The organism is Enterocloster sp. OA13 (assembly GCF_022440595.1).
In the GTDB taxonomy this organism is placed as follows: domain Bacteria; phylum Bacillota; class Clostridia; order Lachnospirales; family Lachnospiraceae; genus Enterocloster; species Enterocloster hominis.
The window spans coordinates 3,934,264-3,957,084 of the sequence record NZ_JAKNTF010000001.1 but is presented as its reverse complement, the minus strand read 5'-3'; the positions used below and the strand labels follow the sequence as shown (position 1 = coordinate 3,957,084).

24 protein-coding genes are annotated in these 22,821 nt (G+C 50.2%); 20 read left to right on the top strand and 4 right to left on the bottom strand.

Annotation, left to right across the window (positions count from 1 at the left end):
* Positions 1–16: 16 nt before the first annotated feature.
* The 3 genes from MCJ35_RS17575 to MCJ35_RS17565 all read right to left on the bottom strand — a co-directional run bounded on the left by MCJ35_RS17575 (position 17) and on the right by MCJ35_RS17565 (position 1,519).
* Complete coding sequence (locus tag MCJ35_RS17575; protein WP_008718805.1) at positions 17–394, bottom strand: (2Fe-2S) ferredoxin domain-containing protein; 378 nt, start codon at positions 392–394, stop codon at positions 17–19.
* Between the two features lie 68 nt (positions 395–462).
* A complete protein-coding gene (locus tag MCJ35_RS17570; protein WP_008718803.1) occupies positions 463–1,020 on the bottom strand; it encodes an ATP-binding protein in 558 nt (185 codons plus the stop codon).
* Positions 1,021–1,024: 4 nt separating this feature from the next.
* On the bottom strand, positions 1,025–1,519 hold the full coding sequence (locus tag MCJ35_RS17565; protein WP_008718801.1) for an NADH-quinone oxidoreductase subunit NuoE family protein: 495 nt from the start codon (positions 1,517–1,519) through the stop codon (positions 1,025–1,027).
* A gap of 225 nt (positions 1,520–1,744) precedes the next feature.
* Between MCJ35_RS17565 and MCJ35_RS17560 the strand changes: the two genes are divergently transcribed.
* The 18 genes from MCJ35_RS17560 (at position 1,745) to MCJ35_RS17475 (ending at position 17,994) form a co-directional block, all read left to right on the top strand.
* Entirely contained in the window at positions 1,745–2,092 is a 348-nt protein-coding gene (locus tag MCJ35_RS17560) for a DRTGG domain-containing protein (RefSeq protein ID WP_008718799.1), read from the top strand.
* 29 nt (positions 2,093–2,121) lie between these two features.
* Entirely contained in the window at positions 2,122–2,544 is a 423-nt protein-coding gene (locus MCJ35_RS17555) for an ATP-binding protein (RefSeq protein WP_008718797.1), read from the top strand.
* A 24-nt stretch (positions 2,545–2,568) separates the two neighbouring features.
* On the top strand, positions 2,569–3,969 hold the full coding sequence (locus MCJ35_RS17550; protein WP_008718795.1) for a [Fe-Fe] hydrogenase large subunit C-terminal domain-containing protein: 1,401 nt from the start codon (positions 2,569–2,571) through the stop codon (positions 3,967–3,969).
* Positions 3,966–4,373, top strand: a complete 408-nt coding sequence (locus MCJ35_RS17545; protein ID WP_008718793.1) for a hypothetical protein — start codon at positions 3,966–3,968, stop codon at positions 4,371–4,373. Before MCJ35_RS17550 ends, MCJ35_RS17545 begins: the two co-directional genes overlap by 4 nt.
* A complete protein-coding gene (locus MCJ35_RS17540) occupies positions 4,370–5,092 on the top strand; it encodes a PHP domain-containing protein (RefSeq protein ID WP_025486177.1) in 723 nt (240 codons plus the stop codon). The genes MCJ35_RS17545 and MCJ35_RS17540 overlap by 4 nt, the downstream gene beginning before the upstream one ends.
* Positions 5,093–5,262: 170 nt before the next feature.
* Entirely contained in the window at positions 5,263–6,195 is a 933-nt protein-coding gene (yhfZ, locus tag MCJ35_RS17535) for a GntR family transcriptional regulator YhfZ (RefSeq protein ID WP_025486179.1), read from the top strand.
* Positions 6,196–6,315: 120 nt separating this feature from the next.
* Positions 6,316–6,678 carry a PRD domain-containing protein gene (locus MCJ35_RS17530; RefSeq protein ID WP_025486181.1) on the top strand — a complete coding sequence of 121 codons (363 nt, stop codon included), beginning with the start codon at positions 6,316–6,318 and terminating at the stop codon, positions 6,676–6,678.
* A gap of 26 nt (positions 6,679–6,704) precedes the next feature.
* Positions 6,705–8,027 carry a YhfT family protein gene (locus MCJ35_RS17525; protein WP_025486183.1) on the top strand — a complete coding sequence of 441 codons (1,323 nt, stop codon included), beginning with the start codon at positions 6,705–6,707 and terminating at the stop codon, positions 8,025–8,027.
* Positions 8,028–8,047: 20 nt separating this feature from the next.
* A complete protein-coding gene (locus MCJ35_RS17520) occupies positions 8,048–8,404 on the top strand; it encodes a DUF2620 domain-containing protein (RefSeq protein ID WP_025486184.1) in 357 nt (118 codons plus the stop codon).
* Positions 8,401–9,453: an amidase family protein gene (locus MCJ35_RS17515; protein ID WP_025486185.1), complete on the top strand. Its 1,053-nt coding sequence runs from the start codon at positions 8,401–8,403 to the stop codon at positions 9,451–9,453. Before MCJ35_RS17520 ends, MCJ35_RS17515 begins: the two co-directional genes overlap by 4 nt.
* Positions 9,454–9,491: 38 nt before the next feature.
* A complete protein-coding gene (locus MCJ35_RS17510) occupies positions 9,492–10,406 on the top strand; it encodes a phosphotriesterase family protein (protein WP_025486186.1) in 915 nt (304 codons plus the stop codon).
* 12 nt (positions 10,407–10,418) lie between these two features.
* A complete protein-coding gene (locus MCJ35_RS17505) occupies positions 10,419–11,513 on the top strand; it encodes an aminotransferase class V-fold PLP-dependent enzyme (protein ID WP_025486187.1) in 1,095 nt (364 codons plus the stop codon).
* The gene (locus MCJ35_RS17500; protein WP_240299592.1) at positions 11,514–12,680 is read left to right on the top strand and encodes a YhfX family PLP-dependent enzyme; all 1,167 of its coding nucleotides are present in this window, start codon (positions 11,514–11,516) and stop codon (positions 12,678–12,680) included.
* Positions 12,677–13,894, top strand: coding sequence for a phosphopentomutase (locus MCJ35_RS17495; protein WP_034577727.1), 1,218 nt, complete (start codon positions 12,677–12,679; stop codon positions 13,892–13,894). Before MCJ35_RS17500 ends, MCJ35_RS17495 begins: the two co-directional genes overlap by 4 nt.
* A 99-nt stretch (positions 13,895–13,993) precedes the next feature.
* On the top strand, positions 13,994–14,497 hold the full coding sequence (locus tag MCJ35_RS17490) for a MarR family winged helix-turn-helix transcriptional regulator (protein ID WP_025486191.1): 504 nt from the start codon (positions 13,994–13,996) through the stop codon (positions 14,495–14,497).
* Between the two features lie 468 nt (positions 14,498–14,965).
* Positions 14,966–16,327, top strand: coding sequence for a C4-dicarboxylate transporter DcuC (gene dcuC / locus MCJ35_RS17485; RefSeq protein WP_025486192.1), 1,362 nt, complete (start codon positions 14,966–14,968; stop codon positions 16,325–16,327).
* 48 nt (positions 16,328–16,375) lie between these two features.
* The gene (locus MCJ35_RS17480) at positions 16,376–17,557 is read left to right on the top strand and encodes a MalY/PatB family protein (RefSeq protein WP_081739230.1); all 1,182 of its coding nucleotides are present in this window, start codon (positions 16,376–16,378) and stop codon (positions 17,555–17,557) included.
* A gap of 17 nt (positions 17,558–17,574) precedes the next feature.
* Positions 17,575–17,994, top strand: coding sequence for a DUF1893 domain-containing protein (locus MCJ35_RS17475; RefSeq protein ID WP_227797294.1), 420 nt, complete (start codon positions 17,575–17,577; stop codon positions 17,992–17,994).
* A gap of 129 nt (positions 17,995–18,123) precedes the next feature.
* On the opposite strand, the gene MCJ35_RS17470 is transcribed toward MCJ35_RS17475, so the two are convergent.
* The gene (locus tag MCJ35_RS17470) at positions 18,124–18,360 is read right to left on the bottom strand and encodes a hypothetical protein (protein ID WP_025486196.1); all 237 of its coding nucleotides are present in this window, start codon (positions 18,358–18,360) and stop codon (positions 18,124–18,126) included.
* A gap of 153 nt (positions 18,361–18,513) precedes the next feature.
* Here MCJ35_RS17470 and MCJ35_RS17465 point away from each other — a divergent pair, with 153 nt between their 5' ends.
* Complete coding sequence (locus MCJ35_RS17465; RefSeq protein ID WP_025486197.1) at positions 18,514–19,656, top strand: exonuclease SbcCD subunit D; 1,143 nt, start codon at positions 18,514–18,516, stop codon at positions 19,654–19,656.
* The gene (locus tag MCJ35_RS17460; protein WP_025486198.1) at positions 19,653–22,817 is read left to right on the top strand and encodes an AAA family ATPase; all 3,165 of its coding nucleotides are present in this window, start codon (positions 19,653–19,655) and stop codon (positions 22,815–22,817) included. The genes MCJ35_RS17465 and MCJ35_RS17460 overlap by 4 nt, the downstream gene beginning before the upstream one ends.
* Positions 22,818–22,821: the final 4 nt, after the last annotated feature.

Genomic DNA, 22,821 nt, shown 5'->3' with positions numbered 1-22,821 from the left:
GTACTTTCCTCCTTTATTATTTAAGGCCTGCTGCGCCCATGGTGTACTTCTCTACCGGGTGGCCGCCGATTAAATGGCGCTCCATCACCTCAAGGGCTTTGTCAGGGTTCATTTTAACGTATGTAATCTTATCTTTGCCTGGCTCGATTACCTCCACGATCGGCTCGTACTGGCATAAGCCGATACAGCCTGTCTGTGTTACGGAAATTTTGTCAGTCAGTCCTCTGGACTGGACTTCCTGTGCCAGTGTATTCAGAACCGGTCTTGCACCGGCTGCAATACCGCAGGTAGCCATGCCTACTACCACGCGTGTATGGTTGTGGTCCTCGGCGCGCAGGTTGACCTGGCTCTGCATTTTCTCTCTGATTGCCTGTAATTCAGCAAGAGTTTTCATGCGATTATCCTCCTAATTATGAGTGGCTCATTATGAGCACTTACATGGTTGTGGGACGTGTGTCCGGTTTAGAGCTGGACACCGCCGTCAGTTTCCCGTTGATTCTCTTTCAGATATTCCAGTATGTAATCGGATATCTCGGGGGCATTTAAGGGGATTCCTCCAAGAATCTCCCGCATTTCCCGGGTATCCAGCGTGAATGATGCATCATTATACGTATATGTATAGACGAAATCTGTATCAGGATGGTACACAATCAGGTTATGTATGGTCAGATTCATATCACCCAGGGGCATCCTGTCTATGTGGGACAGTCCGAAGACTGCTGTTACGGTGGTTCCCTTACCTGGTTCCGATTCAATATGGAAGTTGCCGCCCGTACTTTCAGCGGCGTATTTGAAAAATGGAATCCCAAGTCCTACTTTTCTTGTGGTCCTGGTGGTAAAGAAAGGGTCCGTTACATGGGCCACCTGTTCCTCTGTCATTCCGCAACCGTCATCCGCTATGACAATGGTCAGCTTGTCATCGGCCGTGTCAGCTGTGACCAGAATGGTAACGAGGGAAGCGCCTGCCCGTGTGGAATTCTCTGATACATCCAGTACATTCAGGGAAATCTCTGTCATCATAGGCTTAATTGTACTTTGCTAAGATGCCGGGTATATCGTCCACCGTAAGACGTCCGTATACCTCGCCGTTGATCATCATGACGGGAGCAAGTCCGCAGGCGCCGACACACCGACAGGAATCCAGGGAGAATTTGCCATCTGCTGTGCATTCACCATTGGTGATGCCCAACAATTCTTCCAGTTTGCTGAAGATTTCGCCGGAACCTTTAACGTAACATGCTGTACCGAGACAGACAGATACCTTGTACTTGCCCTTTGGCTGTAGAGCGAACTGGGCATAAAATGTGGATACTCCGTAGACTTTTTCCAGCGGAATACCCATTTCGTCAGATATCATGGTCTGCACTTCGATAGGAAGATAACCATAAATGTCCTGGGCCTTCTGCATTACCGGCATCAGGGCACCAGGCTGGTCCTTAAGCTGGGCAATCACTGATTTCAGTTCTGCCTCCTGCTCAGGTGTTCCCGCAAAGGGAACGGTTTGTTTTTTGCAAGCCATCTTTTTATTACCTCCTCATAGGTTGTACATTGTGCAATGTATCAATATTTTATCATGAAACACTAAAAAAATCTACCTTTAATGTGAAAAATCTAACGATAAAAAACATGTAAAAAATCGGAATTGTATTGAAAATCAACAAGATGGATGGTATGCTATATTGTATTAAATTGTATACAATTGTCTGAGGTAACTAATCAAATTTTCAATGAGGAGAGGCAAGGTATGACGGTAAGGGATGCAAGGGACATTTTAGGCGCAAGGGTACTGGTAGGGGAAGAGTATCTGGACAGGGAAGTGAGGTCGGCCTGCGGCTCGGATATGATGAGCGATGTGCTGGCATTTTCCAAGGACCACTCCATCCTGCTCACAGGACTGTGCAATCCGCAGGTCATAAGGACGGCGGAAATGCTGGACATCGTGTGTCTTATTTTCGTAAGAGGGAAGAAGCCGGACGAGGCCATGCTTGAGATGGCAAAGGACAGGGGCCTGGTGGTCATGGCCACGGGGCACAGGATGTTCTCTGCCTGCGGCATGCTCTATGAGGCCGGGCTGCACGGCGGGGCCATATAGTATAATATAATGAATGAAGGGAACCGATTATGGAGGACGCAATTGTTTTAACATATGACATATCAGCTGATGATTTCACCAGGGCAGGTGAGGCAAGCAGCGATGTGAAACGGAAATTAAAGCAGATGGGTGTTGACCCTGAGGCCATCCGGAAGGTGGCCATTGCTATGTATGAGGGGGAAATCAACATGGTAATCCATGCAAAAGGGGGATTGATTACCGTGGAGATAACGCCTCAGCAGATTAAGATGATACTGGCGGACGTTGGTCCAGGTATCCCTGATGTGGAACTGGCCATGCAGGCCGGATATTCCACGGCTCCGGACGAAATCCGCTCCCTGGGCTTTGGCGCCGGTATGGGACTTCCCAACATGAAGAAATATTCGGATGACATGGAGATTGACACCAGGCTGGGCCAGGGAACCACCATTACCATGACAGTGAAGATATAAGGTATAGCAAGGGAGTAGGTTGATATGGATAAATTTTACCATTCTGTGAGGCTGGACGAATCCCTGTGCAAGGGATGCATCAACTGCATCAAACGCTGTCCCACAGAGGCCATACGGGTGCGGGGAGGAAAAGCCAGCATTAACAATAAGTTCTGTATTGACTGCGGGGAATGTATCAGGGTCTGCCCACATCATGCAAAGCTTGCCACCTATGACAAGATGGATGTGATGAAACAGTATGAATACACGGTGGCCCTTCCGGCGCCGTCCCTTTACAGCCAGTTCAACAATCTGGATGATGTGAACATCGTGCTCAACGCCCTGGTGAAGATGGGATTTGACGATGTGTTTGAGGTGAGCGCGGCAGCGGAACTGGTGAGCGAGGCCACCAGACAGTACATATCCGAGCATGAGGGGCAGCTGCCTCTTATCAGTACTGCCTGTCCGTCCGTCGTACGCCTGATCCGCGTGCGTTTCCCCAACCTGATTCCCCATCTCCTGCCCCTCAATCCGCCGGTGGAGGTGGCGGGTATCCTGGCGGCGGAGAAGGCCATGAAGGATACGGGGCTTCCCAGGGAGAAGATTGGAATCATGTTCATTTCCCCATGTCCGTCCAAGGTGACCTATGTAAAGTCGCCCCTTGGGACGGAAAAAAGCCAGGTGGACCATGTGCTGGCCATAAAGGATGTTTATCCCAAGCTTCTGGCCTGCATGAAGGCAGTGGCCGGGGAGGATTATCCTGTCATCGGCACTTCGGGGAAGATAGGAATCAGCTGGGGACACAGCGGCGGGGAGGCCAGCGGCCTGTTCACGGAGAATTATCTGGCTGCGGACGGGATTGAGAACGTTATCCGGGTGCTGGAGGACATGGAGGACCAAAAGTTCACCAACCTGCGGTTCGTGGAGCTGAATGCATGCAACGGAGGCTGTGTGGGCGGTGTGCTGACCGTGGAGAACCCTTATGTGGCGGAGGTGAAATTAAAACGCCTGCGCAAGTACATGCCGGTGGCCAGGAGCCACATGCATGACAGCGAGGAGCGGCTGATCAAGTGGACCACCGGGGTTGAGTATGAGCCTGTGTTTAACCTGGGCAACAATATGATGGAGAGCTTTTCCAGGCTGAACCAGGTGGAGCGGCTGATGAAGAAGTTCCCCGGGCTGGACTGCGGTTCCTGCGGCGCGCCTACCTGTAAGGCGCTGGCAGAGGATATTGTCAGGGGCAATGCCATTGAGACGGACTGCGTCTACTATCTGAGGGAGAACCTGCACAAGCTGTCCGAGGAAGTGTCGGTACTGGCTGACGACCTCCATGCCGGGGACAGGGGAGGCCAGGAGACCCTGCGCATCCTGAAGGAATATATACAGAGGATATCGGATGAGATGTCCCTGCTGGATAAAAAGGACGAGGAGGAGGATTCACCGTGACAGTACAGGGATTGATGGAACATGGAATATTTAATGTAGTGAATGAGGGGGACGGCCTGGAGCGGGAGATTACCACGCCTTTCTGCTGCGACCTTTTGAGCATTGCCATGGGCCGTGCGCCTGCCGGGTGCGCATGGGTGACGGTCATGGGGAACATGAACACACTGGCGGTGGCCGCGCTGACGGATGCAGCCTGCGTGGTCCTGGCGGAAGGAGCGGTCCTGGATGAGGTGGCAAAGAAGAAGGCGGCGGACCAGGAGATTACAGTGATGTCCACGGATATGCCTATCTTTGAGGCGGCGCTTCAGATATATGGGCTGCTGGGCAATGGCTGTCCAGCCGGAGGCTTTGGGGACAGCGCATCTTCGGACAACGCCCCTGCGGCAGGTGATTCCCGGCAATGATGAGCCTGACCTATGACCTTCATATCCATTCCTGCCTGTCGCCCTGCGGGGATGATGATATGACGCCCGCCAATATCGCGGGCATGGCTGCCCTTAAAGGTCTTGAGGCGGTGGCGCTGACCGACCATAACACCTGCCGCAACTGTCCTGCGTTCATGGCAGCGGCTGAAGAATACGGCGTGCTGGCAGTGCCTGGCATGGAGATCAATACCTCGGAGGAGGTCCATGCGGTGTGCCTGTTCCCCAACCTGGAAGCAGCGCTTGGTTTTGATGCCTATGTCTATGGGAAGCTGATTCAATTCCCCAATAATGAAGCCATATTCGGTAAGCAGCAGATATACAACGAGCAGGATCAGGTGTGCGGGACAGAGCCAAACCTTCTAATCAATGCTACTGAGATTTCATTTGACGGGCTGTGGGAACTGGTGCGCTCTTACGGGGGTGTCATGTTCCCTGCCCATGTGGATAAGACGGCCAACAGCCTCATTGCAAACCTGGGCTTCATTCCTCCGGACAGCAGGTTTAAGACGGCTGAGGTAAAGGATTTAAAGAAGCTCCATCAGCTGAGGAAAGACAACCCGTATCTGGATAAGTGCAGGATTATCAGTAATTCGGATGCGCATTATCTGGAGCATATCAACGAGCCGGAACTGACGCTGCAGGTGGAGGAGAAGACGGCGCAGGGGATTATTGACGCGCTGCTGGGGGAGGTAGGATAAATCATGCCAGGTCCAACGGGACTGCCTGCAAATATTTTCTGATAAATTTCTTGACAATTTATACAGTCAGTGTTATTCTATCACTATAGAAGGTACAAAAAAATGTACATTCAAACCGAAGGATTCTTGTTGGTTATGGTTAAAGGTTACCAAAGGGGTGGGCTTACAGTATGAAAATGGATGCCAGTCAGGTTTTATATCAAAAAAAAGGTGTTACCATCAGCAAGCTGGCCCTGAACCTGCTCTCCAAGGATGTGGGGGACCGCATTGCGCCCATATCTTACTACCAGGAGGAGTTCCAGGTATCCAGGGGAACCATGCAGAACGCCTTTAATTACCTTAAGGACATTGGGGCGGTGACGCTGGCACACCATGGACATCAGGGAACGTACATAGAAGCATTGGATTATGTGAAGCTTCAGGAGAATTGCCTGCAGCAGGAAATCATGGGCATCATGCCTCTTCCCTATTCCCAGACCTACGAGGGGTTTGCTACGGCCATCTATGAGCAGTTAAAGAAGCTTAAATTCAACATGGCCTATGCAAGGGGGGCTGTGGGAAGGATTCAGCTGGTGGAATCAGGGACCTACCAGTTTGCCATCGTATCCCAGTACGCGGCGGAGCACGCCATTTCCTACGGAAGGAATATTGAATGCCTGATGAACTTTGGGGCGGGCAGCTTCCTGTCCAAGCATATCCTATTGCTTCGAGACCAGAAGGCTGAGGGAATCATGGATGGCATGAAAGTGGCCTATGATGAGGATTCCCTGGACCAGAGCCGTATTACCAGGAACCTGATTAAAAATAGGAAGGTTCATCTTGTGGATATCAGGACCCAACAGACGATTTCATCACTTTTGGACGGGACCATTGACGCAGGTGTGTGGAATTATGATGATATAATTGAGAACCACCGTCTGGATGACCTGAAGATTGTATTCCTGGCAGAGGATCAGTATAGTAACATGTTTTCCACCGCGGTGATGGTGATTAAGAAAGGGAATGAAAATCTGGCAGAACTGCTGATGAAGTATATCAGCGTGGAGGGTACGCTAAAGATTCTTGGAGAGGTAAGGGACGGCATCAGACGGCCGTATTTCTAAAATAACAAAGCGAAAATTATAAAGGGAGCTATATTGAGGAGTATGAAGAGCGCATTGTCCGCTCTTTCATATATAATTCAAAGTACAAAAAAATGTATATTCAAAAAAAGGGGGAAAGAAATGGATAGGATGGCTGAAGTTAAGGAGAGGCTTAAAATCATGGAGGATGCGGGGATGATTTCCTGTGGGGTGTCCGAATTCTGTATGATGGCGGCGGGATTGATTTTAGCAGAACACGCAGGCACAGATTCGGATAAACTGAATATGCTGATTACCCATCTGGCATTGGCAGGGGAAAGAATGAAGAAAGGAGATACAGGAGAGATGCAAATCAGCCGGGAGGTTTTGGACACAGTAAAAGAGGAACGGGTTTATCCGCAGGCGTGTGGAGTCAGCCGGAAAATTTTAGAATGTACAACGCTAAAATTCACACAAGCGGAAACCGACTTTTTGACGGTCCATCTGTGTAATATATTAATGTAATTCCATTACGGAGAAAGGGGAAAGTTATGATGTTAAATTATTTATTAGCAGCCGGAATCGGCGCGATGTCATCTATTTTAGCAAATAAGAATGTTGCTGTATACAATGATGGATTCCGGCCTGTATATGCGGAGTATTTTAATGGGAGGATGGATCGGAAATCCCTGGCTGCCACATCCTTTGCCGTGAGTTTTGGATTAATTGTTGGATTTGGTTTTACAAATTCTATTGCTATGGGAATCATCATAATCCATACTTTTTTGCTGATGGGGGATATTATAGGGACATGGTGCCCTGATACGCCCAAAGGAACGGTCGTATCAGGAGTAATCGGTGCGGTATGGGGGCTTATGGTAGTTGCCTTTATGTCATCGATTGCAAATTTTTTCTCCATATTACCTGTAAACTTCCTGCCTTATATAGGAAATGTAGCGGATATTGTTGTAGCAACCTTTGCTATTTTTCCGTCCCTTGCCGTGGCATATCAGCATGGAATCAAAAAAGGCGGAATTACTGCGGTTATCACATTAGCAGTCTATGTATTGATTAAAAATTTTGGGGTTTTTAATATTGGGGAGTTCAAGCTTTCTCTTAATGCAGATGGAATGTCCATGCTTGCAGGAAGCATTGTGATGATTATGTTTGCAGTCAGGACAAAACAGGATGCGATTGGAGCTGATTTGACGAATATTTTTACAGATAATGTGAACCGCATTAAGAAAAACTGGATTTACTTTTTAATTATGGGTGGATTGCTTTCAGTTGCATCTTCCCAATGCGTATTGACAACGGATGTAATATCAGGACCTCTCCAGATGAAAGGTGAGTTTGCCCAGGCATCCCTGGTTGCATTCATCCGGGCAATCGGTTATATCCCCCTGGTTTATACAACCGCTATTGTAACAGGCGTATTTTCCCCGGCAGGTGCCTATTTTTCTGTGGCAGCAGGGATGCTTTGCGCGTCTTTCGGTTTCTCCACTCCGGTGACCTGTGCAGCGGCCTTTGTAAGCGGAGCAGCGGTTATTACAATGGAGACATTTTTTCTTGGAAGTATCGGGAATATGTTAGATAAGTTCCCGGCGCTTAGGGAATTGGGAGACCATATCAGGAATGCGATGTCACAAATTCTTGAGGTGGCGCTGCTGGTAGGAGGATTTACGGCTTCGGGGGCAATCATGAACGAAGTGGGGATGTCATATATTGGATCCATGATTGTTATGATTGTATGGATGATGAATAAGTGTGCCAAAAAGCCGTTCCTGATACCAATGGCTGTAGGACCGGTAGTTACAATTGCTATGGGCTTTGTAGCAAATCTGATTAAGGTATTGGGACTTGCGTTAATTTAAGAAAAGTGAGGTATTGTACAATGAAGATTGTTGTAGGTGGAGCATTGAATAAAAAAGAGAATGCTGAGTTAATAGAGAAGTATGGAAACGGTCAGGTGGAAGTGGTTATCATGCAGGACATACAAGCGGCATTGGCGTTAAAAAATGGACAGGCGGATTATTATTTTGGTTCCTGCCAGACAGGGGCCGGAGGGGCGTTGGGGATGGCGATTGCCATGAACGGAATGGATAAATGTATTACGGTTGCCATGGTAGGAAGGGTACTGGATGATGATGAGATTTTAAAATCAATAGAAAACGGAAAGAAGGCATTTGGGTTTGTCCCTGAAGCGGCGGCCAGTGTAATACCTGTAATCATGCGGGGAATCATGGGATGAATGAGATAATAAAACATGCACAGCAAACCTTTCTTGCAATGAAAGATCCATACCATTCAGTAGAGAGAGTATATCCTCAGGCAATCCATGCCCTGGAAAAACATGATGATATCCATTATATCGGTATGAAAAATGCGGTCCAAATCCCCCTGCAGCTTATTCAGCGGCTGAAAGCCCATGGATATATACTGCATACGGTGGACCGGTGCAGTATTAATGGAAGGGCAGTTGATATGCAGTTAAGGAATCCCATTACCGGAAGAAGGATGACAGGTTCCAGCAGCGGTACGGCAATCAATGTATTTTTGGGAATCAATGATTTGGGAATCGGAACGGATGGAGGAGGTTCAGTTCTTGCTCCGGCAATGAGTGTACAATGTTACGGATTTATCAGCCCGTTGATGGAACAGGAGCATATGAAACAGTATGGGAAATGTTCCACGGATGGCTTGTGTTTTACGCCATCTCTGGGATTTATTACCAGGGACTTAGCTGTAATAAAGAAAGCCGCCGGAATCTGCCTTGAATTAAGGGAAAACGATATGCCTGTACATGTAATCTGCCCGGAAGTATGGAAGGAACACCAAAAACTGCCGGAAAAGATTCATAAAAAAACCAAGATAAAGATAGAAACAGTGGATTTTCCTGTTTTTGATAACAGCAGGGAGCCGATGATTGATTTCCTGAAACAGTATCTTCCTGGCTGCGACGTGCTGATTCATTACGAAAAAAAGATTGATGTAAATGGTATAGGAGATAGTATTCTTGGCCATTTTGATGAGGAAACCCAGGAGAATCAGTTAAAAAGCGGCAAATTTTTAATCAGGGTGGCCAATATGGTTGGTGCAACAGCCCTGTGCATTCCAGACAATGCCTTTGCAAGCGGCTATGTGCTGCTGTGTGAGTCAAAAAAAGAGAAGATAGAAAAAATGTTCAGTATTGCAGAGGATTTTCCGAAGGTAGAAGACGAACTGATAGAAAGGTATTTCAGGAACATGGATGCCTATTTTTCCTATGGGGCCTTAGAGGAAGGGCTTCTCGGGGAATAGATAAAGAATTGTCAAGTATGGACGGGTTGGAGAAAAAAATGAAACTAGCAGATGGTTATACGCTGATGCATGAGCATGTGACAATTGATCTGTCAGGCGTGAAAAAGGATGAGGACTGCAGGCTTACCTGTTTTGAGGAAACTGTGAAAGAGTTTAAAAGCCTGTACGGATATGGGGTACGGAATATACTGGAAGTGACCAACTTGGGGATGGGCAGGGATGTGGGGTACATCAGGCGGGTGTCTGAGGAGACAGGAATCAACATTCTTGTGTCCACGGGGTTTTACAAGGAGCCGTTCCTGCCGGACTGTGTATACGGGCGGTCTGTGGAGGAACTGGGGTTTATGATGGAACAGGAACTGACACAGGGTATTAACGGCCCATGGGAGTCTGTACCGGGAGATACGGGGATGCGTGCGTCTGTGATTGGGGAATCCGGAACCAGCAACCGGCAGATGACGGATATGGAGCAGAAGGTATTTGACGCCGTGGCCCTGGCCGCTGTAAGGACCGGAGCGCCGGTGACAACCCATACCACGCTGGGAACCATGGGCGCAGAGCAGGCGGATTATCTGATTGGACATGGGGTAAGGCCGGAGGACATCATTATTGGGCACATGGATTTATCCCAGGACGTGGAGGTTATCCTTGATGTCCTGAAGAGGGGCGTCAATGTAGGCTTTGACACAGTGGGAAAACTGAATTACTGCCCGGATACCTTCCGCGCACAGGCCCTGAAGCGGATTGACCAGGAGGGAATGCTTTCCCAGGTGGTGCTTTCCATGGATATTACAAGGAAATCCCACCTGAAGTCCAGGGGAGGGATTGGATATGCTTATATGTTTGAAGTATTCATCCCCCTGCTGCTGGAAGTGGGATTTACACAGGCGAAGATAGACATGTTGCTAAAGGAGAATCCGAAGAGGATTCTTCTGGGCAGACAGTATGATTAGGAGGTTTCAGACATGCAGACATATCCGCTTAACAGCCTGTCCCTTGAGGAGGCAGTAAAGCTTCAGTTTAAAGTGACGGATTGTATTACAAGAGAATTTGAAGGACACGCGTTTTTAAACAGAGGTGACCTTGGCGTGGTGATGGGGCTTAATAAGCCGGTTACGACCAGCAAGGTGGAAAAGGTGATTGCGCGTATTTTTGATACGGAAGCATGTGTCCTGGTCCGGGGTGCCGGAAGCGGCGCCATACGGTTCGGGCTTCACGCCATGCTGGCATGCGGGGATAAGATACTGGTGCACAAAGCGCCGGTTTACAATACCACGGGCACATCCTTTGAAATGTTGGGGCTGATTCCGGTGGAGGCGGATTTTAATGACCTGGCGGACATAGAGGCAGTCCTTCATGCCCATCCTGATATCAAGGGGGCGCTGGTACAGTATACCAGGCAGAAGCTGGATGACCGCTATGATATGCATGAGGTTGTCAGGACCATCAAGCGTACAAGGGATATCCCGGTCCTAACCGATGATAATTATGCGGTAATGAAGGTAAAGGACATCGGAGTGCAGTGCGGCGCGGATCTGTCCTGTTTTTCGGCCTTCAAGCTGTTGGGGCCAGAGGGCATCGGGGTGATTGCGGGCAGGAAGCGCTATATAGACCGTCTCATATCGGAGAGTTATTCCGGAGGGATGCAGACCCAGGGGCATGAGGCCCTGGATGTGCTCCACGGCCTGGTTTATGCGCCCGTATCGCTGGCAATCCAAGCCCAGGTAGGCGAGGAGTGCGTAAAAAGGCTGAAGGCAGGCGAGATTACCCAGGTCAGGGATGCATTTCTGGCAAACGCCCAGTCCAAGGTGCTTCTGGTGGAATTCCAGGAAGACATTGCAGGACAGGTACTGGCGGAGGCGGAGAAACTGGGGGCTGCCCCCAATCCCGTTGGCGCGGAATCAAAATACGAGATGATTCCCATGTTCTACCGGGTCTCCGGCACCTTCCGTAGAGCCGACCCCACCCTGGAACACCGCATGATAAGGATTAACCCCATGCGTGCCGGGGCGGATACAATCTTAAGAATCATAAAGGAATCAGTAGAAAGGGTGAAGTAGATGTTTCTGGACCAGACAATCAGACGGAATCCCCAATTAGTGGAAACCGCGTTCATGCTTCATCAGGAGGGGAAGATACTCCCGGATTCCTATTTGGTGGATGTGGATGTGTTTCTGGAAAATGCCCGCAGGCTCCTTCAAAAGGCAGGGCAGAACCATATCAGGCTGTACTTCATGTTAAAACAGATTGGACGGAACCCATATCTGGCAAAGGCATTGATGGAAATGGGTTACAGCGGCGCGGTGGTTGTGGATTTCAGGGAAGCCCTTGTGATGATGAAAAACCGGATTCCCATCGGAAATGTGGGACATCTGGTGCAGGCGCCGGGGGCCCTCATTAAGGAACTGGTGGCATATAAACCAGAGGTAATGACCATTTATTCCAGGGAAAAGGCCAGGGAAATCGAGGCAGCGGCAGCCGGTCTTGGATGCAGGCAGGCGGTGATGCTGCGGGTATATGGTGATTTTGACATGATATATTCCGGACAGACAGCGGGATTCCATTTGGATGAACTGAAGGAGACCGCTATCTGGATTAAGACGGAGTGCCCCCATCTTGAGATAAAGGGCGTGACTTCATTTCCCTGCTATCTCTATGACGGGGAGGCCGGGGACGTGCTGCCCACCAAAAACCTGGAGACGGTAAAATGTGCGGTGGAGATCCTGAAGACCTGCGGCATTGACATAGCGTTAATCAATACCCCGTCAGCCACCTGCTGCAGGACCATTGACAGGATGGCGGAGTTTGGAGGCAACTGCGGGGAGCCGGGACATGGGCTCAGCGGGACAACGCCCATGCATGCGGTATATGAACTGGAGGAAAGGCCGGCCGTGGTATATGTCAGTGAGATTTCCCATAATTTCATGGGCAATGCATATTGCTTTGGAGGCGGTCATTATAGGCGGTCTCATGTTAAGAAGGTGCGGGTGGGCACGTCCCTTGGGCACAGCAGGGAGCTTACGGTGATACCACCCACCGATGAGAGCATTGACTATCATTTTGGAATATCTGAGGAATGCGCGGTGGGGGACACGGCCGTGATGGCGTTCCGGTTCCAGATTTTTGTTACAAGAAGCGATGTGGTCCTGGTAAAGGGAATCCAGGAAGGGTGTCCTGGGATTGTGGGCATTTATGACAGCCAGGGAAGAAAGAAGGATGAATTTTGAAGAGATTTGTTGTAATCGTGTTGGACGGATTTGGGATAGGGGCAATGGACGATGCCGTGACAGCGCGCCCTGGGGACGAGAGGGCCAATACACTGAGAAGCATCCTGGCGCATGATCCTGATATGAAGCTTCCAAACCTGGAGAAGCTGGGGCTGATGAATGCCTACGGCGCTGAAAGCAGCCGGATGAAGATGTCAGGGGATGCCAATTTCGGCCGGTTGGAGCTGATGCATTTTGGAGCCGATACCTTTATGGGGCATCAGGAAATCATGGGTACATTCCCGCGCAAACCCGATGTCCATCCGTTTCAGGAAAAGGTGGACGCGGTGGCGGCCCATCTGAGGGAACATGGGCACAAGGTGGAAATCATTGAGCGGAAGGGTCTGCGCTATGTGCTCTGTGACGATTACGTGACAGTGGCAGACAACCTGGAGGCAGACCTGGGAATGTGCTACAATGTGACGGCTCCCCTGGATTATATTCCATTTGAAAAGGAGTATGGGATTGGGCGGCTGGTACGCCAGGTGGTGACAGTGGGCCGTGTGATTGTGTTTGGCGGGACCGGGAACACCATGGAGGATCTGTGGGCCGCCGAGGAGATAAAGGACAATACCTTTATCGGAATCGCGTCAGCAAAGTCCAAATCATACAGGCAGGGCTACCAGTGCCTTCACCTGGGATACGGGGTTGATGAAAATGTACAGGCCCCAACCATACTTACAGGCGCCGGGATACCCGTGACCCTTATTGGAAAGGTGGCGGACATTGTGTCAAACAACGGCGGGAAAAGCATTTCCTGCGTGCCGACTGCAAAATGCATGGAGCACACCATAAATGAATTTAGACATATGGAGAAGGGATTCATCTGCACGAATATCCAGGAAACAGACCTGGCCGGGCATTCCCAGTCCCCAGCCGTCTATGAACGGATACTGGAGACAGCGGATAAGGGAATCGGGGAGCTGCTGCCCCTTCTCACCGGTGAGGATGTGCTTCTGGTCATGGCGGACCATGGCAACGATCCTGCAATCGGACACAGCAGGCATACCCGGGAGTGCGTACCTCTTCTTGTATATAAAAAGGGCGTGACCGGAAAGATGCTGGGGACCAGGAAGACCCTTTCTGATGTGGGTGCAAGTGTGTGTGATTCCTTTGGTGTAAAGGCGCCTCAAAATGGCAGTTCGTTTATGGAGTACCTGAAGCGGACTGAATAAAAACTTGCCTTTGATATCTAAATATAGTATACTTTTAACAATGCTTTAACAATTCATGGTAAGGCGGATAAGGTATATTGCAGGATTAGGAGTATAAGTATGGATGAGAAGGCAAGAAAATCATATAACGATGTAGAGGCGGTCGATATACTGCACCAGGTCTCGAACTTTTATATCTCTACAAAAGTGCCTCATGATTATGGAACAGGTGAAGCCTATACTTCGGTAGAGGTACATACGTTAAAGCATATTGCCGACCACCATGGAATTACGGTGACTGAGCTTGCAAGGGATTATGGAAAGACCAAAGGCGCGGTTTCCCAAATCCTGAAAAAGGTAGAAAGCAAAGGATTGGTTTACAGGGAAGTGGATCCTGAGAATGATAACCGCTACCATCTGTTCTTGACCGATAAAGGAAAAGAACTGGATGAAGCCCACCGCAGGTACGATGAGGTAGGGTTTGGCGAGTCAATGGATGTGGTCAGGGAACAGTTCTCCGAGGATGAAATCAATACCACGTTCCGCGTGCTTGAGGCATGGCTGGATATAAGGCGCAGGGTCCAGGATAAGAGGAATGAAAAGAAGAAGGCCAGGAAGAGATAAATAGCAGAAGTATGTGGTAAGAAGCCCATAATAAGAAGCCCATAATAAGAACCCTATGGCACGAATCCCATAGGGATATATGACTGATAAGACGGTTGAGGAGCCGCAGCGGTTGCTGCGGCTCCTTTGCTGCTTTCCGGGCAGGCGGTATAAGGGAGTATTTTATTTTATAAGAATAAAATTAGATATATTGCACAAAATATAGGTATCATATTCGTGCATATTGACAAAGTGTATAAATAATATTGACAATAGATATTAAAAGGTTTAGAATCTAAACAAGAGGTATACATACTAAACTAAAGGTTAAGAATCTAAACAATAAACCTTAGTCCTGTATACCTGTATCATTACACAAACCGGTACTGCAGGCCGGTTTGGGAAAAACTAATCATGAAAGAATTGTGGAATCTGTATTATTTTCCGGAACATAAAAACAGTCCTTCCGCAAGAGACAGGAGAGGTAGAATGAATAATACCATAGCTGTGATATTAACGCTGCTATACATAGTAATAGTTGCAACGCTGGTAATCAAAAAGTATAATTCTGTATTTGTATTCCTGGTATCAGGTATGGCAATCCTGCTGATATCGGCTATCATTGGCGGTCATTCAATCATGGGGGATAAGACTACCGGAAATGCTGTCATAGATGTGTTCGCTTATGCGGCCAATGCATTTAAGTCCAATGCATCCGGCGTTGGACTGACCCTGATGATGGTAACAGGATACGCTGTTTACATGTCCCATATCGGGGCGTCCACAAAGCTGGCATACCTGGCAACCAAGCCATTATCGAAGATTAAGAACCCATATATTGTTTTAAGCATGCTCTTTATCATCGGCACCCTGTTAAAGCTGGTGATTACAAGCCACGCAGGCCTGGCCATGCTTTTAATGGCCATTGCATTCCCCATACTTACCTCGTTGGGAATCAGTAAACTGAGCGCTGCCACGGTCATGATCATGTGTGGCTTTGTCGACTGGGGCCCCAATGATTCAAGCGCGATATTTGCAGCAGAGAATGTGGTTGGAATGCCCATGATGGATTATTTCCTTACCTACCAGGGGAAGACCGCAGCCATACTTATCCTTATCTGTGCCGTGTTCCTGCCCATATATCTGAGGCATATGGACAAAAAGGACGTATCAGCCGGAGGGACCGTGGCAAAGGCGCAGATGCCCCAGGATGCCAGCTGCCCCGCGTGCTATGCGCTGCTCCCCATCGTACCCCTGGTGCTGATTACCGTGTTCAGCTTCATACCCTCCATCAGCTTGGATGTGGTTACAGCCAACCTGATTGGACTGTTCTTCGTATTCATCCTGGAACTGGTAAGGAGAAGGGACAGGAAAGAAGTGACGGCTGATTTCAGCGTTGTGATGAAAGCAATGGGGAACTCATTTGCCAATGTTGTAAGTATCCTGATTGGCGCGGCGGTTTTCGCGGAAGCCATCAAACTGTTAGGCGGTATCACAATCATATCCAATACCCTGGCAGCTGTTAAGAGCGCTCCTATTATTACCATGGCATTGATGTCCATGATAACATTCTTTGCAGGCATGCTGCTGGGTTCAGGCAATGCGTCCTGGTATGCCTTTGGTCCGCTGGTGCCGGATGTGACGGCCCAGATGGGGGTTTCCACTGCCACCATTGCACTTCCGATGCAGCTGTCATCCGGTATCGGGCGCTGTATGTCACCGGTGGCGGGCGTTGTGATTGCCATCTCAGGCATGGCGGAACTGGATATCATGGACATTGTGAAAAGGTGCTCTGTCCCGGCCGTGGTCATGTTTGTATGTAACCTGATTGTTTCATATGCGATTGTCTAAAATGGACGATAATATGCTATTATTAAATAAGGAAAAGGAGATTTCATCATGAGTAAGATAATATATGATTTTGATAAAGGTGTAGAGAGAAGAGGAACCGATGCAAAGAAGTATGACCCGTCCCTGTGCCCGGAGGATGTACTTCCATTCTGGATTGCGGACACGGATTTCCCAAGCCCGGTTGAAGTGACGGAAGCCTTAAGGGAGCGTGTGGAGGTTAACCACTACGGTTATCCGTATATTGATACTGCTTTTGAGGAAAGCATTGCCAGGTGGTATAAGGTGAGGCATGATACGGACCTGAATCCTGAGTACATAGATTTCTCACCATGTGTGATACCGGTCATGATCTGGTTTACAGAAGAATTTTCCAGCATCGGCGATAAAATCCTCCTTCAGACCCCGGTGTATCCTCCGTTCCATGACCTGGTGAAAAATAACGGACGCCAGCTTGTCTACAATGAAATGGACCTGATTAACGGACGGTATGAAATTAACTTTGAGGACCTGGAAAGAAAATTAGCGGACCCCAAGGTAAAAATCCTTTTTATCTGCAACCCCCAGAACCCAACCGGCAGATGCTTTACCAGGGAGGAACTGGTAAGGATGGGAGAGCTGTGTATCCGCAATCACGTGATGATCGGTGTGGATGAAATCCATGCGGATATCATTTTTGACGGACATGAATTTGTTCCGTTCTGCGGCATCTCAGATGAATTTGCCAACCATTCCGTGACATTCATAAACCCTGCCAAGACCTTCAACGTGGCTGGCTTCCGTACCGCTGCATGGTTTACGCATAATAAAGAAATCTACCGCAGGATGATGAACCAACAGACTTACAAAAAGGGCATGGGACGCAATATATTTGGAAATGTTGCATTGATGGCATGCTATAACCATGGGGATGACTATGCGGACCAGTGTGTCGCATACTTAAATGAGACGAAGAACCAGGCGGTTGCATACATTAACAGTAACATCCCCAAAATCCATGCAGTTAATCCGGAAGCAACCTTCATGATCTGGATGGACTGCCGCGGCCTTGGCTTCAAAACACAGAAGGAATTAAAAGACTTCATGTTTAAGGATGCCAAGGTACTGTTAAATGACGGAACCACCTTTGGGGAAAAAGAAGGAAGCGGGTTCATGAGGTTTAACTTTGCAGCGCCCAGGGCGGTTGTCATGGAAGGATTAAGAAGAATCAAGGAGGCGGCTGACAGGCTGTAAAGGTGAGAGCAGGTGACATGATGAGAGAGGATTTGTTACAGAAGGTGTCAACCAGGGAAGCCCTTGCAATCCTGACCGATGATTCCGGCAGCATCATATGGGAAACAGACAAAAGCCCGGTGGCAGGCATGTATCACGCATACTATGAGGGCGGTTTGACTGGAACCGGAAATCTGGTCCTCTATGCCAATCAGGCCGGCATTGCCATGGGAATCATGGCGGAGCAGATTCCCATCAGGGAATGCCATGCAGCCAGGGTATCAGAAGGCGGGTTAAGGATATTGAATGAAAGAGGGATTGCTGTTACTTATGAAGAGGTAATCCCCCTTGTGAAATCCTCCAAGGACGATAGTAAAGTCTGCCCGGTTGAACAGTTCCTTTTTGAACACGGAGACAGAAAGGACCAATGGGAGTTTCTTGAGGAACGATATAAATAAAAAGCTGGCGTCAGATGATTCCTAACTACCGGGAACCGTCTGACGCCGCTTTTTATGTTTCACTATCTGCGTTTACACCATGGATGTGCGCACCTGGCTCATCTGACTCATAGAGTCCTGATAGTCCCGTTAATCCCCTTCCAGCACATCCTTTAGTGCGGACAGAAAGGCCAGGTCATCCCCCTTCACACGTACATTGGATGCAATGGTCTTTCCGGCGCTGTTGGTGACGCTGATTTCAATCAGGGAGCCTTCGTCTATGAAGCTGTCTTTGGAGGCTGCCTTTACAAAATTCAGCAGCTTTGGGTGGTTGCCCTTAAACTGTTCCCAGGCTGGTCTTAACTGTAGGATAAGCATTGGATTCATATTGGTTCACCTCATTGTATGATAGTATTAATTTACCACAGAGTCCATTTCCATGCAATGGAAATGCTTGTAATGGATGTGGCAAGCGTGGTATGATGTTGGGTACAATGGTGTGGATATTGGGGAATAAGGAAATAATAGGAAGGAAGATATATGAAGCTGATTCATCTGTCTGACCTCCATATCGGGAAACGTGTCAATGAATTTCCCATGCTGGAGGATCAGAAATATATATTGAATGAGATACTGTCCATCATCGGCCAGGAGAAGCCGGAGGCTGTGCTGATTGCAGGCGATGTATACGATAAGCCGGTGCCTCCTGCCGAGGCGGTTCAGGTATTTGATGCATTTCTCACCAGCCTGGCTGACAGCGGCGTGCCTGTGTTTGTAATCAGCGGGAACCACGACAGCCCGGAGCGTCTGGCCTTTGGCGGGAAGCTGATGGTGGGCAGAGGGGTGCATATGGCCCCGGTGTATGACGGCCATGTGGAGCCGGTGGAGCTTAAGGATGCTTACGGCAGTGTATATATCTATATGCTGCCCTTCATAAAGCCGGCCATGGTACGGCGATGTTTCCCGGATGAGGAAATCCAGGGCTTTGATGATGGGGTGGGCTGTGCCTTGGCGCACATGACTAAGGATGGCTTCAGGCCCGGTGAACGCAATATCCTGATGGCCCACCAGTTTGTCATGGGGGCCTCGGCCTGTGACTCCGAGGAACTGTCCATCGGAGGGCTGGAGCAGGTGGGCGCGGACTGGTTCCGGGATTTTGACTATGTGGCCCTGGGGCATATCCATGGACCCCAGAGGATTGGTAGGGATACCCTGCGCTACTGCGGCACCCCGCTTAAGTATTCATTTTCCGAAGCAGGACATAAGAAGTCCGTAACCGTAGTGGAACTTTTGGAAAAGGGAAATGTGACCGTATCCACCAGGCCCCTTAAGCCGCTGCACGATATGCGCAATATAAAAGGAAGCTATGAACAGGTGACGGACCTGGGATTTTACCAGGGGACCGCGGTGGATGACTACCTGCATATCACCCTGACGGATGAAGATGACATACTGGATGCCATAGGGAAACTGCGGTCCATCTATCCCAATGTGATGAAGCTGGATTATGACAACCAGCGCACCAGGTCGGGGCAGTCCGTGGATAAGGCGGGGGAGATACGCAAATCGCCCATGGAGCTGTTCGGGGAGTTGTATGAACTTCAGAATAACCAGCCCATGAGTGACCGGCAGAGGGAGTTTTCCTTAAAACTGATGGAAATGATCTGGGAGGATGTACATTGAGACCGACACAATTAACCATATCCGCATTCGGGCCATATGCAGGGGAAATGAAACTGGATATGGATGCCTTAGGGGACCGGGGCCTGTATCTGATTACAGGCGATACAGGCGCGGGAAAGACCACTATATTTGATGCCATTACATTTGCCCTCTATGGAAATGCCAGCGGAGAGGCACGCAGGCCAAAGATGCTGCGGAGCAAATATGCGCCCATGGACGCAAGGACATTTGTGGAAATGTCGTTTGTATACAATGAGGCAGGATATTGTGTGCGGCGCAATCCTGAATACATGCGGGCAAAGCAGAGGGGAGAAGGGGAGACAAAGGAGAAGCCGGATGCAGAACTGCGTATGCCGGACGGACGCGTGATTACAGGGGACAAGGCCGTGACCCAGGAGATCGAAACCCTGCTGGGGCTGAGCCGTGAACAGTTTTCCCAGATTGCCATGCTGGCACAGGGCAGCTTCTCAAGACTGCTTTCCGGTAAGACAGAGGACCGGGGAACCATATTCCGCGAGATTTTCGGAACCAGGCCCTACCAGCAGTTCCAGGAGAAGTTAAAGGACCAGGCTAAGGCGTTGTATGGGCAGTATGCAGATACCAGGAAGAGCATTGGGCAGTATACGGACGGCGTCATTCCCGGCGAAGAGAGGGCGGACCTGGCAATCCGGTGGAAGGAAGCGCAAAAGGGAAGCCTTGAGGTTATGCTGGAGCTGCTGGAACAGATGATTACGGCGGATATGGAAGAGGAACATGCCGCAGACGGGAGGATGAAGGCCATCCGTGAGGAGATGTCCGCCCTGGGACTGAAGCTTGGAAAGGCGCAGTCAGCGTCAAAGGCGCTAAAGGACATGGAAGCAGCCCGTTTGGTCCTGGACAGGGAGGCTCCCAGGCTGGCGGCTGCACAATGCAATTATAATAAGGAAAAGGAAGGCCAGGCAGAGCGGGATATCCTGATGGTCACCATCACAAAGATGGAAGAGGCCATGAAGTCATACGTACAGTATGACGGCCTGACCGCGGGCCGGGAAGAATGCCTTAAGCGGATTGCCGGGCTAAAGGCCATGGCGCTCCGGACCCAGGAGGAGGAAGCGCGGTGGCGGGAACAGCTTTTAAAGGATGACAATGAACTGGCGGACCTTAAGACGGCCGGGGAGGATTACCAGGCATCCCGGTTAGCCATTGAGAAGCTGGCTGAGTACAGGATAAGGGTGGATTCCCTTGTGAGGGAGCTTTCAGAATACCACAGGGAGCGCAAAAACCTGGAGCAGGCCCAGGAACTCTACCGGGAGGCGGACGGGAAGCGGCGCAGGGCGGACCAGGTATACAGAAGCCTGTACCAGCGTTTCCTGGACAACCAGGCCGGAATCCTGGCAAGGGAACTGGCAGAGGGCGAACCATGCCCGGTGTGCGGTTCCACCGTGCATCCGGCTCCGGCAGGAACAGGACGGGCAGATGAGATTCGGGCAGACGCAGGACGGGCAGGTGAGATTCGGGTAGACGCAGGACGGGCAGATGAGATTCGGGCAGACGCAGGACAGGCAGGTGAGGTCTGGGCAGACGCAGGACGGGCAGGTGAGATTCGGGCAGACGCAGGACAGGCAGGTGAGGTCCGGGCAGACGCGGTCTGGGCAGGTGAGGTTCAGGCAGACACAGTCCGGGCAGACACGGTTCCGGGCGGGATGAAGCCCGAAACCATCTTCCAAGGCCCATATTCTGACGGTGATGTGACAAAGGAACTGGTAGACCAGGCCGCAAAGGATTCTGAAGCCAGGACCAGGGAGGCTTCGGAACTAAGCCTTAAGGCCGGAAGGCTGGCAGGCGGCCTGGAAACGCGTTATATCAGGATGAGGCAGCAGATTGATGCCGAGGTAGGGTCCTGGAAGGAATCGTGGCGGGAACGCCTGAACCAGGCAGAATGCAGGGCGGATGAAGGGGCGGTCAGTAGTCCATCCGGCAATGCTGCCAGCCCCGGGGGCCGGCAGCATTTCCTCAAAGTATGGGAGGACATGCTGGGAGAACTTAAGGACCAGCTGGCCCGCCAGGAAACGGCTGCGAAAAAGCGGTCCGCGGACTGCCGCGCCCGCCTGAAACATAAGGAAGAACTGGAGAAAGGGCGTGTGGGCCATCAGAAATCCCTGGAGGAAGCAGGGGAGAGGAAGCAGGAGGCCCTGAAACTTCTTATTGAAGCAGAAGAACGGGAAAAAGGCCTGGAACATCAGATAAAGGAACTGGCTGGAAAACTTCCCTTTGAGGACAGGAAACAGGCCCAGGAGGAACTGGCTGGCAAACGGGCGGCCTTTGAGGCCGGGGAAAAGGCCTACAGGGAAGCGGAGAAAGTATATCATGAAGTAAACCAGAAGGTTGCCGATGCCAGGTCGCGCATGGAAGCTCTGAGGGCGCAGCTGGAGGATGCCAGGATAGACGGGGAAGTGACTGCTTTGGGACTGGGCAGGCAGATGGAGGAACTATCCGCTGCCCAGGGCAGGGTAAGGGCTGAACTGGAATCACAGGAACAGACAAAGAGCCGTATCCATCACCGCCTGGAAACCAACCGCACCGCATACGGACGGATATTGAAGCAGAAGGACGCCATGGAGGAAATACAGCAGCAGTGGACCTGGGTCAAATCCCTGTCCGATACTGCTTCGGGCGAAGTGGGCGGAAAGGAAAAAATCACGTTTGAGACATATGTACAGATGGCGTATTTTGAGCGGATCATCGCACGGGCCAATACCAGGTTCATGGTGATGAGCGGGGGCCAGTACGAGCTGAAGCGGTGCACCGAGGAGGATAACCGCGGAAAAAGCGGCCTTGGCCTGAACGTGATTGACCATTACAACGGCACCCAGCGCAGCGTCAAGACATTGTCAGGAGGAGAGTCCTTCCAGGCATCCCTGTCCCTGGCCCTGGGGCTGTCCGATGAAATCCAGTCCGCGGCAGGCGGCATACGCCTGGACACCATGTTCGTGGACGAGGGCTTCGGCTCCCTGGACGAGGATACGCTGAACCTTGCAATGAAGGCATTGGGGGACCTGGCAGAGGGAAGACGGCTGGTGGGAATCATTTCCCATGTAACGGAATTAAAGGAACGGATTGAGCGCCAGATTGTGGTGGTGAAGGAAAAGAGCGGGGGCAGCAGGGCGCGGATACAGGTTTAAGGGC

What these genes read in the sequence shown, in the direction of transcription:
- MCJ35_RS17575 (WP_008718805.1), bottom strand. Translation starts at nt 394, where the DNA reads ATGAAAACTCTTGCTGAATTACAGGCAATCAGAGAGAAAATGCAGAGC.
- MCJ35_RS17570 (WP_008718803.1), bottom strand. Translation starts at nt 1,020, where the DNA reads ATGATGACAGAGATTTCCCTGAATGTACTGGATGTATCAGAGAATTCC.
- MCJ35_RS17565 (WP_008718801.1), bottom strand. Translation starts at nt 1,519, where the DNA reads ATGGCTTGCAAAAAACAAACCGTTCCCTTTGCGGGAACACCTGAGCAG.
- MCJ35_RS17560 (WP_008718799.1), top strand. Translation starts at nt 1,745, where the DNA reads ATGACGGTAAGGGATGCAAGGGACATTTTAGGCGCAAGGGTACTGGTA.
- MCJ35_RS17555 (WP_008718797.1), top strand. Translation starts at nt 2,122, where the DNA reads ATGGAGGACGCAATTGTTTTAACATATGACATATCAGCTGATGATTTC.
- MCJ35_RS17550 (WP_008718795.1), top strand. Translation starts at nt 2,569, where the DNA reads ATGGATAAATTTTACCATTCTGTGAGGCTGGACGAATCCCTGTGCAAG.
- MCJ35_RS17540 (WP_025486177.1), top strand. Translation starts at nt 4,370, where the DNA reads ATGATGAGCCTGACCTATGACCTTCATATCCATTCCTGCCTGTCGCCC.
- yhfZ (WP_025486179.1), top strand. Translation starts at nt 5,263, where the DNA reads ATGAAAATGGATGCCAGTCAGGTTTTATATCAAAAAAAAGGTGTTACC.
- MCJ35_RS17530 (WP_025486181.1), top strand. Translation starts at nt 6,316, where the DNA reads ATGGATAGGATGGCTGAAGTTAAGGAGAGGCTTAAAATCATGGAGGAT.
- MCJ35_RS17525 (WP_025486183.1), top strand. Translation starts at nt 6,705, where the DNA reads ATGATGTTAAATTATTTATTAGCAGCCGGAATCGGCGCGATGTCATCT.
- MCJ35_RS17520 (WP_025486184.1), top strand. Translation starts at nt 8,048, where the DNA reads ATGAAGATTGTTGTAGGTGGAGCATTGAATAAAAAAGAGAATGCTGAG.
- MCJ35_RS17515 (WP_025486185.1), top strand. Translation starts at nt 8,401, where the DNA reads ATGAATGAGATAATAAAACATGCACAGCAAACCTTTCTTGCAATGAAA.
- MCJ35_RS17510 (WP_025486186.1), top strand. Translation starts at nt 9,492, where the DNA reads ATGAAACTAGCAGATGGTTATACGCTGATGCATGAGCATGTGACAATT.
- MCJ35_RS17505 (WP_025486187.1), top strand. Translation starts at nt 10,419, where the DNA reads ATGCAGACATATCCGCTTAACAGCCTGTCCCTTGAGGAGGCAGTAAAG.
- MCJ35_RS17500 (WP_240299592.1), top strand. Translation starts at nt 11,514, where the DNA reads ATGTTTCTGGACCAGACAATCAGACGGAATCCCCAATTAGTGGAAACC.
- MCJ35_RS17490 (WP_025486191.1), top strand. Translation starts at nt 13,994, where the DNA reads ATGGATGAGAAGGCAAGAAAATCATATAACGATGTAGAGGCGGTCGAT.
- dcuC (WP_025486192.1), top strand. Translation starts at nt 14,966, where the DNA reads ATGAATAATACCATAGCTGTGATATTAACGCTGCTATACATAGTAATA.
- MCJ35_RS17480 (WP_081739230.1), top strand. Translation starts at nt 16,376, where the DNA reads ATGAGTAAGATAATATATGATTTTGATAAAGGTGTAGAGAGAAGAGGA.
- MCJ35_RS17475 (WP_227797294.1), top strand. Translation starts at nt 17,575, where the DNA reads ATGATGAGAGAGGATTTGTTACAGAAGGTGTCAACCAGGGAAGCCCTT.
- MCJ35_RS17470 (WP_025486196.1), bottom strand. Translation starts at nt 18,360, where the DNA reads ATGAATCCAATGCTTATCCTACAGTTAAGACCAGCCTGGGAACAGTTT.
- MCJ35_RS17465 (WP_025486197.1), top strand. Translation starts at nt 18,514, where the DNA reads ATGAAGCTGATTCATCTGTCTGACCTCCATATCGGGAAACGTGTCAAT.